The sequence below is a fragment of the Gordoniibacillus kamchatkensis genome (genome assembly GCF_000829455.1).
Taxonomy (GTDB): domain Bacteria; phylum Bacillota; class Bacilli; order Paenibacillales; family NBRC-103111; genus Gordoniibacillus; species Gordoniibacillus kamchatkensis.
Genome location: NZ_JXAK01000028.1, coordinates 1 through 15,425 on the forward strand (window position 1 = coordinate 1; position 15,425 = coordinate 15,425).

Sequence of the window (15,425 nt, forward strand, 5' to 3'; positions counted from 1 at the left end):
AAGTAACTGCGTGAACTAAGGAACCGCCGTATACCGAACGGTACGTACGGTGGTGTGGGAGGTCGGCTACTCAACTAATGGGTAGCCTCCTACCCGATTTTTCCCGCAAGAACACCCCCGCTTTTCGGAGTCCGGATGGAACGTCTTGACTTTCGCCGGGAGATTGCATAAGCTAAAAGCAAAATTTCACCGGAAAAGCGAGGAGTCGTCCCTATGAGTCAAGTTCCGTCCAATCTGCTGTACACGAAAGAGCATGAATGGGTTGAGGTGCTGTCCGATACGAAGGTGCGCATCGGCATTACGCATTTCGCCCAGGAACAGCTCGGCGACATCGTCTTTGTCGAACTGCCGAAGCCGGGGGCGGTTATCAAGGCCGACGAAAGCATCGGCAGCGTCGAGTCGGTCAAGACGGTATCGGATATTTTCTCCCCGGTGTCGGGAACGGTTGCGGCCGTGAACGATGCGCTCGAGACGGAACCGGAGCAGGTGAACGCCAGCCCGTACGGCGACGGCTGGATGGCGGAAGTGGACATCAGCGGGCCGGAAGCGTTGAACGGGCTGCTGAAGGCTGCCGAGTACGAAGCGCTGATCGGTTAGTCGGGAAGCTCGCAGGGCGATGGAAGTAAGGAGGATTGTCGGTATGCTGTTCGGATCCAAAACCCCGGCAGACGCTGCGGAACGCACGCCGCCGGGCCAGACATTGACGCAGGGCTTCCCCGTTTTGCACTACGGCAGCGTGCCGCACTACGGCGATGTGAGCAAGGAATGGGATTTTCGCATGTTCGGCCTCGTCGAAGAAGAAGTGCGGCTCAGCTACGACGAGTTCATGGCTCTGCCGCGCCGGGAATTCAAGAACGACATTCACTGCGTCACGACCTGGTCGAAGCTGGACAACGTATGGGAAGGCGTTCCCGTGGCTGAGCTGCTGAAGCTCGTGCGGATCAAGCCGGAAGCGAAGTACGTCATGCTGCATGCCGAGCACGGCTGGACGACGAACTTGCCGCTGGACGATTTTGCCCGCGAGACGAGCTTCTTCGGCCTGAAGCATAACGGCGAAACGCTGACCCCGGACCACGGTTATCCGGTGCGTGCCGTCGTGCCGCATCTATACTTCTGGAAAAGCGCGAAATGGGTGCGCGGCATCGAGTTCATGGCCAAGGACAAGCCGGGCTTCTGGGAGCGGAACGGGTATCATATGTATGGAGATCCCTGGCAGGAACAGAGGTATGATTTTGATTAGACTTTAAAGCATTAAAGCGATCCCGTTCTATTTCGGATTCGGAGGCTATTGATTAGCATACTTGCCGCGTGATATGCTTATACTACAAAGAGACGGTGCTCCTACACCGTCCCCGCATACAGACTTGGCGGCAAAGTCCTCCGAGTCGTTAAACCCGTTTGGAGTAACCCGCTTAGGAGCCAACCTAGGAGCGGGTTACTTTCGTTTGTCGATGTAAGTCAGAAGCGCCAGAATAAACATCCCGAACGCAAACATAACCATGATCGCTTGGAAAGTTTCCATAGGCATTCCTCCTTTCCGGAGGAGCCTACCCGCACAAGTTGGGCTGTATGCAGTGCTATATCAACGAATCGAAAACAATAAAAGCAAAGCTTGATAGACATCAAAGGCGGAAGAATCCGGTTTGTAACGTTTGGATCGACTTAATTTCGCATGGAGTGCGCCGAGCGGGATCATCGATCGCCGGGCCGATGGTTACCATGACTGATCCACGGTGATCCGTGGAAGGACAGAGGTACGATTTTGATTAAAGGGGGGAGACCCCCTTTTTTTGTTTCGCGTAATACAACCCAATATCTTGTTGAGCTGAACGGGCAGATTCGTTGCAAGAATATATATAGCGGCCCCCCTGGATTTTGAGGGTCCGCTATTTATTTTAAATTTCGTTATTTCACAATGCAGACACCGTTAATATCACAGCGCTGCGAGGTGGTGTTCAGTCTAGAACGGCTGGCTTGAGCACTTCTTCGCACCATTGGCGAAAGCTGGTGGGGGTGGCGGGCAGCGGAGTATGAGGCTCTGCGTTGTATATGCCCCGGTCGACCGCTGCCGCCATGTCGATAAGCCCCTGCGCCCACGCCTCGGTCATCCCGTGCTGCATCATCGTGGCTTTGTAGGCCTCACCGGGGACCTGCTGGAAACGAATCGGCATCTCGAGCACCTCGGACACGATCTGTGCCATGTCATTGCAGGACAGGTCCTCGGGGCCGCGTACCTGGATGCTGTCTTGTCCGCTCCAGGAGTGATCGAGCAGCAGCTCGGCGGCGACGGCGGCAATGTCTCGGGTAGCGCAGTGCGGGACCTTGCGATCCCCGGACATCGGATAGAAGAACATCCCTTGGCGTTTGATCGGCTCGACCTGCCAGAGCATATTCTCCATGAACCCCGGCATACACAGCGAGCGGTAATTGACGCCCGTACTCTCGATCAGATCGTCCATGGCGAATATCGCTGAGATCTGTCCGGCGTTCTTGGCTATCCCGCGGCCCAGGCTCGAGACACCGACGACGCGTTTAACGCCCTGGCTGTTGATAGCTTCGCATACCGGCCGGACGAAGCTCAGAATGTGGTCCTGTATGCTCTTGGCGTGGGGATTTGGGGGCACCAGCCAAAATACGGAATCAGCGCCTGCGAACGCCTTGGTGACGACATCGATGTCGTCATGCGCTCCCTGGACGACCTCGACGCGTTCTCTCACGCGGGGAGGAAGACGGGAGGGATCGCGTGCGATTACGCGGATTGCCTCTGCGCTATCAAGCACAATGTCAAGGACCTGGCGGTCGATCTGGCCGGTGGGAGTAGTGATGACAATCATGAAAACCAATCATCCTTTCTTGTGTTTTGTCGGCCTAAATGGTTCGTTCGAGCGGTCGACTCAGAAAAACTACAGTGTTGTTTAAACATCAATTTCGTGTAATCTATACTGTATAATGAATGTTAAGCGGTTTGAGCGATCCGAGCAATCAGCAAATGGTCGTTATCGTTGTATAGACAACATCTGTGCGTTTTTGTTGTCTTTGAGTCGCAAATGTTTTTTGGCTTCATGTCTGTAGCGTAACCCTGGATATTCCTTATTCGAGGAGTGAGGTCGTACATGCCGGTAAATCAAAACGATCCCCGCGTGAAACGCACGCGTCAGTTGTTAATACAGTCCTTTATGGAATTGCTTGAACAAAAGAAGAATATTTACTCCATTTCAGTTCAAGACATTACTGATCGAGCGACAGTAAATCGGGCCACGTTTTATGCGCACTTCGAAGACAAATATGCTTTCCTTGAATGTTGGATGAGGGAAAAATTCCAAAGGAAATTGGAGGAAACCTTGCCTAATTGTTCAATAACGAATATGAGCAGCTTGCGAACCCTCATTTTAACCGTTTTCGATTTTCTTGCCCGTACCAGGCAGTACATGACTCGGACTCCAGCGAACAGTCAGTATGAACCGCTGTTTGAAATTGCGATGCAAAAAGAACTTTACGGACTCCTGTTCAGGTGGTTAAGCGAAGAATCGAGTGCTTCTGCCTCACAAGAGATTGTGGAAACTACAGCTCTCGTCATAAGTTGGGGCATATTGGGGACAGCCGTACAGTGGAGTCGAAGTTCTCAAAGCCGCACGAAGGAAGCGATGGTGCGAGATGTGTTAGAGGTTGTGGCGGCGGGATTGGCGCCAGTAATGTAAAAGGACGGTTGAACGACGGGAACAATAGCATTCATAGTACGATCATTGAGTGCGCCTTTGAACGGTTCCCCTGTCTTATTCACGGCGATCCCTGGCAGGAGCAAAGGTACGATTTTGATTGACGGAAGCATAGGTTAGGTGATGACCGGCAAGCTGCATCGACCAGATGCACATGTGACTCGCTTGTGGTATACTGGATTCAAGAAATGTGTACAATGCAAAAAGAGCCCTGCTGCGAACACGACTCCCGATGCACAATAGCCGCTTTTAAGGGCGGTAGGCTTGTAATGGGTTAAGCAGAGAAATAGACCGCTACCTTTGGACGAGGGCGGTTTATTTCTTTTTCAGGTAGGCAAGCAGCGCCAGAATAAACATTCCAAACAGGAACATCAATTGCAGCGCTTGAAATACCTCCATGGCATCACCTCCCTTCCGGGAGACTAGCCGACCGCCCTCGCAAGCCTATTCGATTGCACCCAATTTATAGCATATCGACATCTGACGTGATAGTTATGTAGCAGATTGACAGAAGGATTGGGTATCTTAAGATCGCCAAGGCGACCCGTGGCTAAGTCAGGGTAAACATTGCATTGTGTAACCATTTAGGCATCTGCACATACGATGTGTTAAAACCACTTAAGGATGGGTGTTCTCTATGCCTTCATTTGTTCATAACGTTAGGATTATCAGTACCAGTGTTTCAAGTACAATCAACAATGGGGATACATTTTTAATTGCACCGGTATCGGATTCGAAAACTTATTATGGCTCTGGAAGCTCCAATACTGGCGATATGGGAACCACGTTAAATGTGCGCAGTTTAGCAAGAGTAGCAGATAAGGATATAGTTGACCATAGTGTGCTCAAAGGTAAAAACAAATCATAGGTGATGCTATCGATGCTGCGGGTGCCGCTGTCGGGGGTCTTGCCGACCCACGCCCTGCAAACACTTTAAGGGCGGTAGGCTTTGAACAGGTAAGCAGCGAAATGGACCGCAACCTTGGACCGGGTGGCGGTCTGTTTCTTTTTCAGGTAGGCAGGCAGCACCCCTTCCGGGAGCTAGCCGACCGCCCTTGCAAGACTATTCGATTGCAACCCGATAGTAACATATCGGCACCCGACGTGATAGGTATTGCGTTCGCGGCAGAAGTACCCCCACCGGTCCCCACCTCAATACACTAGTTTCAGCGCAGTAACCGATTCGGGTACAAACATCCGTATGTACGCTTCAATATCGTCCAAATGCCGCTCAACCAGCTCCTGCTCGATCCCGGACGGGGCATATGCCGTAAACAGAAGATGGCGGGTCTGCTTGCGAATACTGGTCCGATCGTCAGGTCCCTTCAAGATGCTGGAAATAACCCCTTCCTGATCGGCAAGCAAAATATCTTCGGGCACAACCGATAATTCTTTGCCGTTTATCGAGGTGTACCGTTCATTTCCCGTCGCTCGCTTTACTTGCAGAGGGAACGTGACTTTTTCCAGATCGTGTCCCGCGGTCAGCACCGTATTTTTCAGCTCTGCCACGAACATGGCGGTGACCGGCGCCAATACGTTCGGTATCGGTTTCCCCTTAATCACCGATTCGAGCTGAAGCAGCACATGATAGCTGTAGCCAAATGTTTTATAGTACGAGACGTACACATCCGTCGGATGGACGCTCGCCAACTGTTTGCGCGATGCTTGCCCGTATTGTTCTCTTATCGTTTGCTCGAGGTCGCGTTTCACCGGCTCGAGCCGTTTGGCAGCGGACTCGACGTTTTCGACATGTCGCAAGATCAGTATGCCCATGGAGCAAGCGCCAGGGCCATTTTTGCATGTATTTTCAATCAGGTACATCAGGTTGCCGCCTCCCTCTTCTTGTCCAATAAACGTTCCGCACGGCGTGTCTTCACGCCGGGCCGTTGGTTTCCACCGATCAGGACGATCCCCAGCACCACCAGCCCCCCGCCCGCCCATTGCTGCCAGCCCGCATGCTCGCCCAGTATAGCCACAGACAGCAATAGCGCGGTAAACGGCATCATGCCCGATAGAGCGGCTGCCGTCTGCGCGCGGCATCTTTTGATGCCTGCGTACCAACAAATGAATGCCAGAGCCGTGACGACCGGTCCGTACCAGACGAGCGCCAGCCACTTTTGCCATCCCATTGCGGCGAGCGAGGATACCGGATGCTCCGGGAGCGAAGGGATCAAGCAAAGCGCCAACGCCATGGCGGAGACAAGCGCGGTTTGAGCAATAGGATGAATCGGCTCCCGCTGTGCAGCTTCGGCGTTAACGGCGGCGCTGCGCGAAAATATATTAAACAAAGATTCGCTTAGCGCGGCGCAGAGCACCAGCACATTCCCGGTAAAATGGCTCATGGAGAAGGTGCTCTCCAGTCCTGATACAGGCAGTTTTTGCAACAGAATAATGCCAATAGCGGTGCTTAGTATACCGAGCAGCGCCGTTCGATCCATCGTTTCTTTGAGCAGAAGCATGGCGAGCAAAGCGGTAACGGCAGGCGTTGCGCCGGTTAAGATCCCGGCCTCTCCGGCACTTGTGCGGGCAAGACCGTACAACAAAAACATGCGGAACAAAAAAATGCCGAACAGTGCCTGACATGACAGGAGCACCCAATCCTTCGCACGCAAGCGGCGGACCGCAGCCGCGAGCTCCCGCCAGCCGAACGGAAGCAAGATCAGAAGCGTCAACAATAAACTGGCCCCCGTTACGGTGAACGCACCCGGGCCGTCATGGAAAAACCGCGCGGCAATTACCGAAGTGCCGGCAAGCGAAAACGCGCACAGCAAAAAAAACAGTCCTTTCAACCGTCCCAATCCATCGCCTCCCAGTATAACAACCGTTTCTAAGAAAATCATGTTACAATCGTAGTGAAGAAACTGGTATGGGTAAAGGTCCAGTCAGGTGCAAATTCATACGAACCAGTCGGAGGACATATGTGGGGAATCGAACTGCAACGAAAAAGCGAAGTGCCTTTAAAACGCCAAATTTATTTGGCGCTGAGGGACGGGATTTTAAGCGGCAAACTGCAGGCGGGCGAAGCGCTCCCTTCCACCCGGGAGCTGGCGCATGAGCTGAAAGTTTCCCGCAATACGGTAAATGAAGCTTACGACATGCTGCTTGCCGAAGGGTACGTCTGGAGCCGCCAGGGAGCGGCGACACGGGTGGCCGAAGGATTGCGCTTGGACAAGGAGCCGGCTTCCGAGCCGCCAGCGCAGGGGGAAGCGCCGCTTTCGCTTCTGGCCGATTTCCGTACAGGCCATCCGGATTTGCGCCAATTTCCGCGCTATGTTTGGCAGCAGCTGGCGCAGAAGACGCTGCAAGCGATGCCGCCAAGCCTGTTAGGATATACCGGCCCGCAGGGGCTGCCGAGGCTGCGCGAAGAAATTGCCGCATGGCTTTATCGCAGCAAGGGACTGACGGCCATGGCGCAAAATATTTTCATAACAGCGGGAGCAACCCACGCCCTGCATGTAATCGCCGACTTGTTGTATGAGGAAGGCAAGGAGATTTTGGTCGAAGATCCTTGCAACAGGGGCATGATGCAGACGCTGCATAACAAGCGATATCCGCTAACGCCGATCCCCGTCGACGCAATGGGGCTGCTGCCGGAATACTTGGACGGAAAACGCGCTTGCGCGGTTTACGTTACACCGTCCCATCAGTTTCCGCTGGGGGGAATTTTGCCGGCAAGCCGCCGCGCCGCATTGATTCGATACGCGAGGGAAACGGGCAGCTACATTGTGGAAGACGATTACGACAGCGAGTTTCGGTATTACGGGGACCCGGTAGCGCCGCTCTATGCCATGGATCCCGAGCGTGTCATTTACGTCGGCACTTTCAGTAAAGTTTTGTTTCCGGCGCTTCGCATCGGCTATGCGATTGTCCCGGACAAGCTGCATGGGCGCTGGCGCCAGCTGCGCACGCATACGGATGTGCAGAACCCGCCGTTCGAACAAGCCATTGTAGCGGAATTTTTGCATTCAAGAAAATTTGACCGACATATCGGGAAAATGAAAAAGCTGTACAGAGAACGCCGACACGCGCTGCTGACAGCGCTGAAAGAATGTTTCGGCGATGCGTGGCGTCCCTGGGGAGATGCTGCCGGACTGCATCTAGCCGTCGAGTTTCCCGGCATGTCGTTTGACGACGCGTTTGCGCAATGCGGCAGACAGAACGGAATTCGCATTACGCCTGTGGAATATCATTGTATCCGAAAGGGCGCGCACGTCGACAAGCTGCTGTTCGGCTACGGACATCTGGAGCCGGACGAAATTGATAAAGGAATCGTGTTGCTGCGCGATTTTATGGCACAATCGAGAGCCTTGCCTTGCATCGTTTGACATAGTTCCATTTTCAATAGTATATTCATTACTATGAACACGAATAAAAAAATCCAACGATCCCCGCTGGCGATTGCCATACTCGCCCTTCTTGCGGAAGAACCTATGCATCCGTACCGCATGCAGCAGCTGCTCAAAGAGCGAGGAAAGGACGAAGTCATTAACGTACGCCAGCGTACGAATATTTACCAGACCATCGAGCGCCTGCTGCGGGACGAGCTTATCGCGGTGCGAGAAACGTTGCGGGAAGCGGGGCGGCCCGACAGGACCGTGTACGAGGCGACAGAAGAAGGGCAGACGGTGCTCCGGAAATGGCTTCGGGACATTTTGTCCGAGCTGTCGCAGGAGTTCCCCGAATTTCCCGTGGCCATCTCTTTTCTCGGCATGCTGAAGTTCGAAGATGTTCAGCAGCAGCTTGAGAAGAGAACGGTCGCTCTCGAGGAGGAGCTTGGGCGGCTCGATTCGGCGCTTCAAACGTATAAAGATACGATCCCCAGGCTGTTCATGCTCGAAACGGAGTATAAGCGGACTGTAATTAGGGCCGAACTGAATTGGGTTCGCTCCGTTGTCGACGATATGCGGTCCGGCCGGCTTGCATGGGATGACGAGTGGCTGCGGAATATCGCGCAGCAGTTCGGTTCTCACGAATAAAACGTGTAAAGTTTTCTGACCCTTATGCGAAGCATGCATAAGGGTTCTTTTTATTGCGGCGATTCCAAACAAAGTGAAAAAGACCATTGACATAGTATTATTATTAATAGTAATATAACGACTATAAGAAAAACAAATTGAGGAGGCGTTTGAAATGACAAATGCAACGATGGCTTCGAAAGGGATGGATTTTTCCAAAAGCAGCTTGAAATACTCCGATTTGCGCGATTTGAACTTGCGCGAAGGGCAATTTAACTATAGCGATCTGACAGGGTCCGATTTCAGCCAAGCCGATTTGACAGGCAGCTCCTTCAAATGCAGCAACCTGGAAAACGTCAAATTCGATGGCGCCGATTTGAGCGGAGCCGTCTTCAACAAATCCGACTTGACAGGGGCCGGCTTCAAAGGCTGCAGATTAGATTGCGCACGATTGATTTGGTCCGATTTGTCAGGCGTATGTTTCGATCATTTAACCATGACCGGCACCGTATTTGACTATTCCAACTTAAAGGGAGCTTCTTTCCGAAATGCCGTCCTGCGCAACGTATCTTTTAAGTCGGAAGTGAAAAGGGCGATTTTTGACGGCGCGGCAATGGATAAAGTGACCTACGCCATTCTGAAAGGCTATAAAGCGGATCTTAGTAAAGTTACCGTCATCCAGTGAGTTTCTTTACCGAAAAGGAGCTAACACCGATGGATCAGCAAAAAAGCAGGCTGGGCCTTATCATCACGGGGCTGCTGCTCGGCATTTTCGCGGCGGCGATCGACAACACGATCGTTGCGACCGCGATGGGCACGATCGTCGCCAATCTCGGCGGCCTCGACAAATTCGTATGGGTCACTTCCGCCTATCTCGTGACCGAGATGGCCGCGATGCCGATTTTCGGCAAGCTGTCGGATATGTACGGCAGGAAGCGGTTTTTCGTGCTCGGCGTCTTCTTGTTTTTGCTCGGATCGATCCTGTGCGGGACAGCGCATACGATTGTCGAACTGAGCATTTACCGCGCTATCCAGGGGATAGGCGGCGGGGCATTGATGCCAGTCGCGTTTACGATTATGTTCGACGTCGTTCCGCCGGAAAAGCGGGGCGGCATGGGCGGTATGTTCGGGGCCGTGTTCGGAGCGTCGAGCTTGCTCGGCCCGCTGTTCGGCGCCTACATTACGGATCACATTCAGTGGCGCTGGATTTTTTACATCAACTTGCCGATCGGTTTGATCGCGCTTGCGCTGATTCTTTTCTCCTATCATGAATCGGCAAAGCATTTCAAACAGCGGATTGACTGGTGGGGCGCCGCTACGCTCGTCGCCTCGATTGTATGCCTCATGTTCGGGCTCGAGCTTGGCGGGCAGCAATACGCGTGGGGCTCCTCCGTCATAATCGGATTGTTCGCGGCGGCTGCCGTGTTCATGGCCGTGTTTTTGTATGCGGAAACGAAGGCCGAGGAGCCGATCATCTCGTACGCAATGTTTCGGAAGCGGCTGTTTGCGGCAAGCACAATCACCAGCCTGTTTTACGGCGCGGGGTTCATTACGTTCTCGATGTTTATCCCGATTTACGTGCAAGGCGTAACGGGCGGCTCGGCGACCAATTCGGGGCTCATCCTGCTGCCAATGACGCTTAGCTCGGTGGTGGCCTCGCAAGTCGGCGGCATATTGACGGCGAAGACGTCGTACAGAAACATCATGCTTTTCTCCGCGCTCGTTTTTGCGTTAGGTACGTTCCTGCTCGGCACGATTACGCCGGGTACGTCCAAATGGCTGCTTACCGTTTATATGATCATAGCCGGCTTCGGCGTCGGATTTTCTTACTCGGTGCTTGGAATGGCCGGCATGCACAGCTTCGACATGCGCCAAAGAGGCTCTGCCAACTCCACGCTGGCGTTCGTCCGCTCGCTCGGCATGACAGTGGGGCTGACGGTGTTCGGCATTGTTCAGCGCAACGTGCTGACGGGCAAGCTGAGCGGCGCGTTCGGCGGCGCGGGCGGAACCGCGCCCGAAACGTTCGGCAATGCGCGCGAGCTGCTGACTCCCGAGAAACGGGCGGCCATTCCGAAAGAAATGATGGACAAAATCGTCGATTTCCTTTCGTCCTCGATCTCGACGATGTTTGTATGGGCTCTAGTGTTACCCGTTTTGGCGTTCGTCGCGATCCTGTTCATGGGCAATGCCCGGATGATCGTTCCTGCCAGGGGCGAAAAGAACGGGCTGGGACAAACGAAAGCGGAATTGAGCGGCGGGCAATGACTTGAAGGGACTTTTGCTTGCGAAAAGCAAAAGTCCCTTATATTTATTTAGTATACACGGGAACATTAGTTCTGTATAATGTTGGTAACTGTATCCCAAATAAGGATGTGTTGTGGATGTTTAAGCTCCAGTGGAGCCTTAGCGATGATTTAACAGAGTTTGACTTGGGCAAATCGGGCGCGAGAGCAGGGAGATGGCGCGACTCCGACGCACTATGCTTTGACGGCGGACATTGTTTTCCTGTTCTGCTTCGCGAACCGTTGCCGATGGATAGCTACCTGCTTGAAGCGGAAGTTGCTTGCACGCCGGAAAGCTTCGTGGGTCTCGTGTTCGGGGCTGCCGATGCGGACAATTTCGAGCTGGTGTATGTTTCGGCGGACAACGAATGGCATTTGCCCAATCTTCAGTACGACCCGGTTATGAATGGGTCCAGCACGTGGCAAATTTATCACGGCCCTCGTTATCAGGCGCTTGTTTCCGTACCTGCCGAACAATGGGTCAAGCTGTCTTTGCAGGTTCAGCCGGACAGCGTTTCCATTTTCGTTGGAGAGGGATCGGCACCAAGCCTTATCATTGCTAATCCGATGCACGGAAGCGCGTCGGGCGGAAAAATCGGCGTGTGGGGCAGCTCCAACAGTTACATGCGAAATCTGGCCGTACGGAAAATCGAAACCGCACCGTTCGCCGAAAAAGCGGCGGATTTACCGCAGCTAGAGGAAGTCGCGTTTGTAACAGAGTGGATGGTATCCAAACTCCCCGAGCATGCTTGGACAAGAGCGCGCGTCGAAGAAAACGGAACGCTGAATTTAAACCGGCTCTATGCTTCGGAGGAGGGTGCCGTTGTACAAGCCCAATGCTCGTTCTATCTTTCTGAAGCGAAAGAATCAGATCTTAGCTTCGGGTTCAGCGACCGTTTACGTTTATGGGTGAACGATGCGGCGGTCTATGAGGGGGAATGGAAGTGGCATTCGCCGGGGAAAGCGACCGACGGGCGAATTCGCTCCGATCATGCCAGTGTGCCTGTGAGCTGGAAAGCCGGGTTAAACACCATACGTGCGGAAGTTACAAGCGTAGAGGGAATGTTCGGCTGGGGGCTCAGCGTACAAACAGGCTTAGGAGGAACATATGCCGTATATACAGGTTAAAGACTTGGAAATGTTTTATGAGAAAATGGGTTTCGGAGAAACGGTTATCTTTTTGCATAGCGGATATTCGCGGGGGATATTGGCTTTTGCCAGCCAAATGCTGGATTTCCAAAGAAAATATACCTGTTATTTCCCGGATTTTAGAGGCCATGGCAGGACACGGTGTGCGAGCTTGGAATGGAGTACTCCCCAAATTGCCGATGACGTTGTGCAATTTATGGATCGGTTGGGCATCGCAAAGGCGCATATGATAGGTTACAGCTTGGGGGCGAATGTTGGATTGTATATTGCCGTAAACCGTCCCGAAAGGGTGGTTACCCTTACTACGATCGGTACCGGCGGTTTTTGCGATCCGACAGGCGTCGAACAATTCGAACCGGAATGGCTTATTGAACACGAGAAACACGACACGATCAATCAAATGCTTGAACGGCATGAGGAAGCGCATAGAGGCAATTGGCAAGAGCATATGCGGCAAGCTGCGGAGGACTGGCGCCTGTACCCGCAGCTTACGAAAGAACAACTGAGCGAAATTCGTTGTCCGGCCTTGTTCATCACGGGGGAACATGACCCGTTTGCCGGCGAGGCAAGAGTCCAACAATTGAGCGCACTTGTCAAAGGCTCGACGTATCTCGTTGTTCCGGGCGGGAGCCATAGGCCTCATATGTTAAGGGAAAGCCCGATATTGGTCAACGATGCGATACTTGAATTTTTGGAGAATCAATCATTGTAACCCGCATCTGCCAGAAAATCTTCCAATATCGACCTCAGTCCATCCGGATCGCTTAGCATCGGTAAATGTCCGGTTTCCAGACTGCGGACGGATTGCGGGGAGAAGTTCGAGATCATTTTATTTTGTAAGGACGGAGCGAGCTCCTTATCTTTGGTTAGCTTCACATATAGCTTTGGCACATTCGGAACGGATACGCCGATTCGATCGGTATACACGCGTACAGCCTCGGGAATGAATCCTCTAACGATCTCCGCCGCCTGATCCGCCGGGAGGTCGTTGCATAATCCTGCGCGGATGGCGGCAGCGGGCGGCTTCGTGCCCATTTTTCGCAGGATGGCAGGCAGCACAATCCGTTTGGGAAAAGGCATTGCCGATACGAACGAACCGCCGTTTTCCGGAATTACCGCCCCAATAGCGGCAATGCCTGCCACCCGGCCCTTCAGTTCGGATGCAAGCCCGAGCGCGAGAACGCCCCCAAGCGAATGTGCCACGATCATGAACTTCCGGATCCCCCACTCGTCCACCTGTCTTTTTATACCATTCACATAATCAGCCAACGAAAGCCCTTTTCGCGTTTCGTCATCCCCCTTTCTTTGCGGAAGCTCCGCAAGCAAAACGGGATGATCGAGCCCCGTCGCGACTTTGCTCCAGATCCGGCCTTCCAAACCTGCTCCATGTATAAATACGAGACCGATTTTTTCCGGTGTGCGCTGCTTCATCTTATCTTTTCTCTCCTTCGTAGGCTACGGTTTGGATTGCTTTTGAGACGATGATATCACTTAAATACGACAATCTATGTCTTATTTGCATGATACAATGGAGTAGACATTCGGAGGGGGGACTTTCGGTGCTGAAGTCACAGCGTTTAATTCAATTGATTATGAGGCTCAACGCCAAAAAGTCATTTACCGTCAGAGAGCTGGCCGATGAATTCGGTCTGTCCACCCGAACGATTACGCGGGATTTGCAGGAGCTGAGCGAGCTCGGCGTCCCTATTTATTCCGTTCAGGGAAGAGGGGGAGGCTACAGGCTTCTTCGAGAGAGACTGCTGCCGCCGATCAGCTTCACCGAGGGCGAGGCGATCGCTATGTTTTTCGCGTGTCAGACGCTGGAGTATTTCAGCTCCTTGCCTTTTGGCGATGGGGCAGAGTCCGCGCTTCATAAGTTTTACCATTACTTGCCTGCCGACGTTAGAGAACAGATTGACCGGTTAAAGAACAGGATCATGTTCTGGAGCCCTTATCGGTCGATGTCTGCGGACGTCCTTCAAACGCTGCTGCAGGCAATTATGATTCGCAGCGTCGTTACCATCGAATACAAATCGAGCAGCGGAGTGTCGGAGCGCCATATTCAGCCGATCGGCCTCTATGCGAGCTCCGGATATTGGTATTGTCCCGCGTATTGCTTCCTTCGGGAAAACATCAGGCAGTTCAGGGCCGATCGGATCCTCTCCGCCGCACTCAACGCAACGATTCCTTGCCGGGAAGATGTAAGCCGGCAAACCTTATTGAATAAGCCGAAAAAAGACCATCTGGAACAGACTGCGCTTCGGCTGGAGTTGACGAATAAAGGCGTATGGCTGCTGGAATCCAACCCTCGTTTCGCGCCATTTCTACAGCGCAACGAAGATGGCAGCGGAGCGGTGGTGAACGTGAAAATTGCGGCTGAGGACTTGGAGTTCTATGTGGACTTGATCTGGCAGCTGGGGGAAAATGCGAAAATATTGGGGCCTGCCGAAGCAATTGCATGCATGAAGCAAAAAGTCGATTGTATGCGAATGTTGTATCCGTAATGTGTTGTCCCACAAATTGGTAGTCGAATCAGCGAAATGGTGTAATTGCCGGCGATTCGCAGCGACAACGACAACTCGGCGGACGAGCCGGAGCTGCTGGAGGCATAACTATTGCAAACGAAAGGGACTGCCCCGAGTCATGGGAATGGCTGGGCAGTCCTCTTTTGAAGCCGCATGTTACTTTCTTCCGAAGAATACGGCAAAATCCAAATATTTATACATGCAATCGACATCGCGGAATCCGGCTTGTTCCATCCAGATGAGCTGATCTTCCAATTTGGCGTTGATATCCACCTTTCTTCTTTCTACAGCCGCATCTATAGCTTCCTGTGAAAGGCCGCTTTCGTTAATAGACTTGAGCCAACGCTGCCTATAATAAATATCGGATTGAGGCGTACGCCCCGCCACTTGGTCGGCATTGACAAAAATGCCGCCATCAAGCAGCAGCCGATGGATCGTCGCAAACAATTGCTGTTTGGCCAGGTGCGTCAGATGATGGATCGACAACGAAGAGACGACGATGTCATACGATTCGGAAAACGCGAAGCTCGAATAGTCACCAACGACATAATGGACGTTGTCGAATTGGCGAAAACGTTGGCGCGCCCCTTCCAGCATCTTTTCGCTCAAGTCCATGAGCGTCAGCTGCGCATGGGGGTATTTTTGCAGCACCATGCCGGAAAACAGTCCGGTACCCGCCCCCAAATCGAGAATTTTCGGCGCTGGGTTCGCAGTTTCCGCCAAAGCCAAGGCCATGCCATAAAATTGTTCGAAACAAGGGATAAGCTGTTGCCTCTGCCGGTCATAATCGCTGCGATC

18 protein-coding genes are annotated in these 15,425 nt (G+C 52.9%); 11 read left to right on the forward strand and 7 right to left on the reverse strand.

What is annotated here, in order from left to right:
- The first annotated feature begins 213 nt into the window (after positions 1–213).
- Both gcvH and SD70_RS16330 read left to right on the forward strand, forming a co-directional pair.
- A complete protein-coding gene (gcvH, locus tag SD70_RS16325) occupies positions 214–597 on the forward strand; it encodes a glycine cleavage system protein GcvH (RefSeq protein WP_041048608.1) in 384 nt (127 codons plus the stop codon).
- A gap of 43 nt (positions 598–640) precedes the next feature.
- Entirely contained in the window at positions 641–1,240 is a 600-nt protein-coding gene (locus tag SD70_RS16330) for a sulfite oxidase-like oxidoreductase (RefSeq protein ID WP_052487534.1), read from the forward strand.
- Between the two features lie 195 nt (positions 1,241–1,435).
- Here the strand turns inward: SD70_RS16330 and SD70_RS38150 are convergent, their stop codons facing one another.
- A complete protein-coding gene (locus SD70_RS38150) occupies positions 1,436–1,528 on the reverse strand; it encodes a putative holin-like toxin (protein WP_331436795.1) in 93 nt (30 codons plus the stop codon).
- A gap of 427 nt (positions 1,529–1,955) precedes the next feature.
- Positions 1,956–2,834 carry an NmrA family NAD(P)-binding protein gene (locus SD70_RS16335; protein WP_041048609.1) on the reverse strand — a complete coding sequence of 293 codons (879 nt, stop codon included), beginning with the start codon at positions 2,832–2,834 and terminating at the stop codon, positions 1,956–1,958.
- Between the two features lie 279 nt (positions 2,835–3,113).
- On the opposite strand from SD70_RS16335, the gene SD70_RS16340 reads away from it, so the two are divergent.
- On the forward strand, positions 3,114–3,698 hold the full coding sequence (locus tag SD70_RS16340) for a TetR/AcrR family transcriptional regulator (protein WP_041048610.1): 585 nt from the start codon (positions 3,114–3,116) through the stop codon (positions 3,696–3,698).
- A 333-nt stretch (positions 3,699–4,031) separates the two neighbouring features.
- On the opposite strand, the gene SD70_RS36115 is transcribed toward SD70_RS16340, so the two are convergent.
- The gene (locus SD70_RS36115) at positions 4,032–4,115 is read right to left on the reverse strand and encodes a putative holin-like toxin (protein WP_156124776.1); all 84 of its coding nucleotides are present in this window, start codon (positions 4,113–4,115) and stop codon (positions 4,032–4,034) included.
- Positions 4,116–4,353: 238 nt separating this feature from the next.
- Here SD70_RS36115 and SD70_RS40390 point away from each other — a divergent pair, with 238 nt between their 5' ends.
- The gene (locus SD70_RS40390) at positions 4,354–4,584 is read left to right on the forward strand and encodes a spore germination protein (protein WP_082053419.1); all 231 of its coding nucleotides are present in this window, start codon (positions 4,354–4,356) and stop codon (positions 4,582–4,584) included.
- A gap of 284 nt (positions 4,585–4,868) precedes the next feature.
- Here SD70_RS40390 and SD70_RS16345 read toward each other — a convergent pair whose 3' ends face one another.
- The gene (locus SD70_RS16345) at positions 4,869–5,489 is read right to left on the reverse strand and encodes a phenylalanine--tRNA ligase beta subunit-related protein (protein ID WP_197081062.1); all 621 of its coding nucleotides are present in this window, start codon (positions 5,487–5,489) and stop codon (positions 4,869–4,871) included.
- Between the two features lie 47 nt (positions 5,490–5,536).
- Positions 5,537–6,514: a DMT family transporter gene (locus SD70_RS16350; RefSeq protein WP_041048612.1), complete on the reverse strand. Its 978-nt coding sequence runs from the start codon at positions 6,512–6,514 to the stop codon at positions 5,537–5,539.
- Positions 6,515–6,634: 120 nt separating this feature from the next.
- Here SD70_RS16350 and pdxR point away from each other — a divergent pair, with 120 nt between their 5' ends.
- The 6 genes from pdxR (at position 6,635) to SD70_RS16380 (ending at position 12,814) form a co-directional block, all read left to right on the forward strand.
- A complete protein-coding gene (gene pdxR / locus SD70_RS16355; RefSeq protein WP_041048613.1) occupies positions 6,635–8,041 on the forward strand; it encodes a MocR-like pyridoxine biosynthesis transcription factor PdxR in 1,407 nt (468 codons plus the stop codon).
- A 33-nt stretch (positions 8,042–8,074) separates the two neighbouring features.
- Positions 8,075–8,692 (forward strand): PadR family transcriptional regulator, encoded by a 618-nt coding sequence (locus SD70_RS16360; protein ID WP_082053420.1) that lies wholly within the window; start codon positions 8,075–8,077, stop codon positions 8,690–8,692.
- A 154-nt stretch (positions 8,693–8,846) separates the two neighbouring features.
- Positions 8,847–9,356 (forward strand): pentapeptide repeat-containing protein, encoded by a 510-nt coding sequence (locus SD70_RS16365; RefSeq protein ID WP_052487536.1) that lies wholly within the window; start codon positions 8,847–8,849, stop codon positions 9,354–9,356.
- A 29-nt stretch (positions 9,357–9,385) separates the two neighbouring features.
- Complete coding sequence (locus tag SD70_RS16370; protein WP_041048615.1) at positions 9,386–10,936, forward strand: MDR family MFS transporter; 1,551 nt, start codon at positions 9,386–9,388, stop codon at positions 10,934–10,936.
- A gap of 116 nt (positions 10,937–11,052) precedes the next feature.
- Positions 11,053–12,081 carry a hypothetical protein gene (locus SD70_RS16375; protein ID WP_041048616.1) on the forward strand — a complete coding sequence of 343 codons (1,029 nt, stop codon included), beginning with the start codon at positions 11,053–11,055 and terminating at the stop codon, positions 12,079–12,081.
- Positions 12,062–12,814, forward strand: a complete 753-nt coding sequence (locus tag SD70_RS16380) for an alpha/beta fold hydrolase (RefSeq protein ID WP_082053421.1) — start codon at positions 12,062–12,064, stop codon at positions 12,812–12,814. Before SD70_RS16375 ends, SD70_RS16380 begins: the two co-directional genes overlap by 20 nt.
- Here the strand turns inward: SD70_RS16380 and SD70_RS16385 are convergent.
- Positions 12,802–13,533, reverse strand: a complete 732-nt coding sequence (locus SD70_RS16385; protein WP_041048617.1) for an alpha/beta fold hydrolase — start codon at positions 13,531–13,533, stop codon at positions 12,802–12,804. The genes SD70_RS16380 and SD70_RS16385 overlap by 13 nt on opposite strands.
- 128 nt (positions 13,534–13,661) lie before the next feature.
- On the opposite strand from SD70_RS16385, the gene SD70_RS16390 reads away from it, so the two are divergent.
- Entirely contained in the window at positions 13,662–14,606 is a 945-nt protein-coding gene (locus tag SD70_RS16390) for a helix-turn-helix transcriptional regulator (protein ID WP_041048618.1), read from the forward strand.
- 177 nt (positions 14,607–14,783) lie between these two features.
- On the opposite strand, the gene SD70_RS16395 is transcribed toward SD70_RS16390, so the two are convergent.
- On the reverse strand, positions 14,784–15,350 hold the full coding sequence (locus SD70_RS16395; protein ID WP_231571248.1) for a class I SAM-dependent methyltransferase: 567 nt from the start codon (positions 15,348–15,350) through the stop codon (positions 14,784–14,786).
- Positions 15,351–15,425 lie beyond the last annotated feature (75 nt).

What these genes read in the sequence shown, in the direction of transcription:
- SD70_RS16370 (WP_041048615.1), top strand. Translation starts at nt 9,386, where the DNA reads ATGGATCAGCAAAAAAGCAGGCTGGGCCTTATCATCACGGGGCTGCTG.
- SD70_RS38150 (WP_331436795.1), bottom strand. Translation starts at nt 1,528, where the DNA reads ATGCCTATGGAAACTTTCCAAGCGATCATGGTTATGTTTGCGTTCGGG.
- SD70_RS16345 (WP_197081062.1), bottom strand. Translation starts at nt 5,489, where the DNA reads ATGGGCATACTGATCTTGCGACATGTCGAAAACGTCGAGTCCGCTGCC.
- SD70_RS16360 (WP_082053420.1), top strand. Translation starts at nt 8,075, where the DNA reads ATGAACACGAATAAAAAAATCCAACGATCCCCGCTGGCGATTGCCATA.
- SD70_RS16365 (WP_052487536.1), top strand. Translation starts at nt 8,847, where the DNA reads ATGACAAATGCAACGATGGCTTCGAAAGGGATGGATTTTTCCAAAAGC.
- SD70_RS36115 (WP_156124776.1), bottom strand. Translation starts at nt 4,115, where the DNA reads ATGGAGGTATTTCAAGCGCTGCAATTGATGTTCCTGTTTGGAATGTTT.
- gcvH (WP_041048608.1), top strand. Translation starts at nt 214, where the DNA reads ATGAGTCAAGTTCCGTCCAATCTGCTGTACACGAAAGAGCATGAATGG.
- pdxR (WP_041048613.1), top strand. Translation starts at nt 6,635, where the DNA reads ATGTGGGGAATCGAACTGCAACGAAAAAGCGAAGTGCCTTTAAAACGC.
- SD70_RS16380 (WP_082053421.1), top strand. Translation starts at nt 12,062, where the DNA reads ATGCCGTATATACAGGTTAAAGACTTGGAAATGTTTTATGAGAAAATG.
- SD70_RS40390 (WP_082053419.1), top strand. Translation starts at nt 4,354, where the DNA reads ATGCCTTCATTTGTTCATAACGTTAGGATTATCAGTACCAGTGTTTCA.
- SD70_RS16340 (WP_041048610.1), top strand. Translation starts at nt 3,114, where the DNA reads ATGCCGGTAAATCAAAACGATCCCCGCGTGAAACGCACGCGTCAGTTG.
- SD70_RS16335 (WP_041048609.1), bottom strand. Translation starts at nt 2,834, where the DNA reads ATGATTGTCATCACTACTCCCACCGGCCAGATCGACCGCCAGGTCCTT.
- SD70_RS16385 (WP_041048617.1), bottom strand. Translation starts at nt 13,533, where the DNA reads ATGAAGCAGCGCACACCGGAAAAAATCGGTCTCGTATTTATACATGGA.
- SD70_RS16330 (WP_052487534.1), top strand. Translation starts at nt 641, where the DNA reads ATGCTGTTCGGATCCAAAACCCCGGCAGACGCTGCGGAACGCACGCCG.
- SD70_RS16375 (WP_041048616.1), top strand. Translation starts at nt 11,053, where the DNA reads ATGTTTAAGCTCCAGTGGAGCCTTAGCGATGATTTAACAGAGTTTGAC.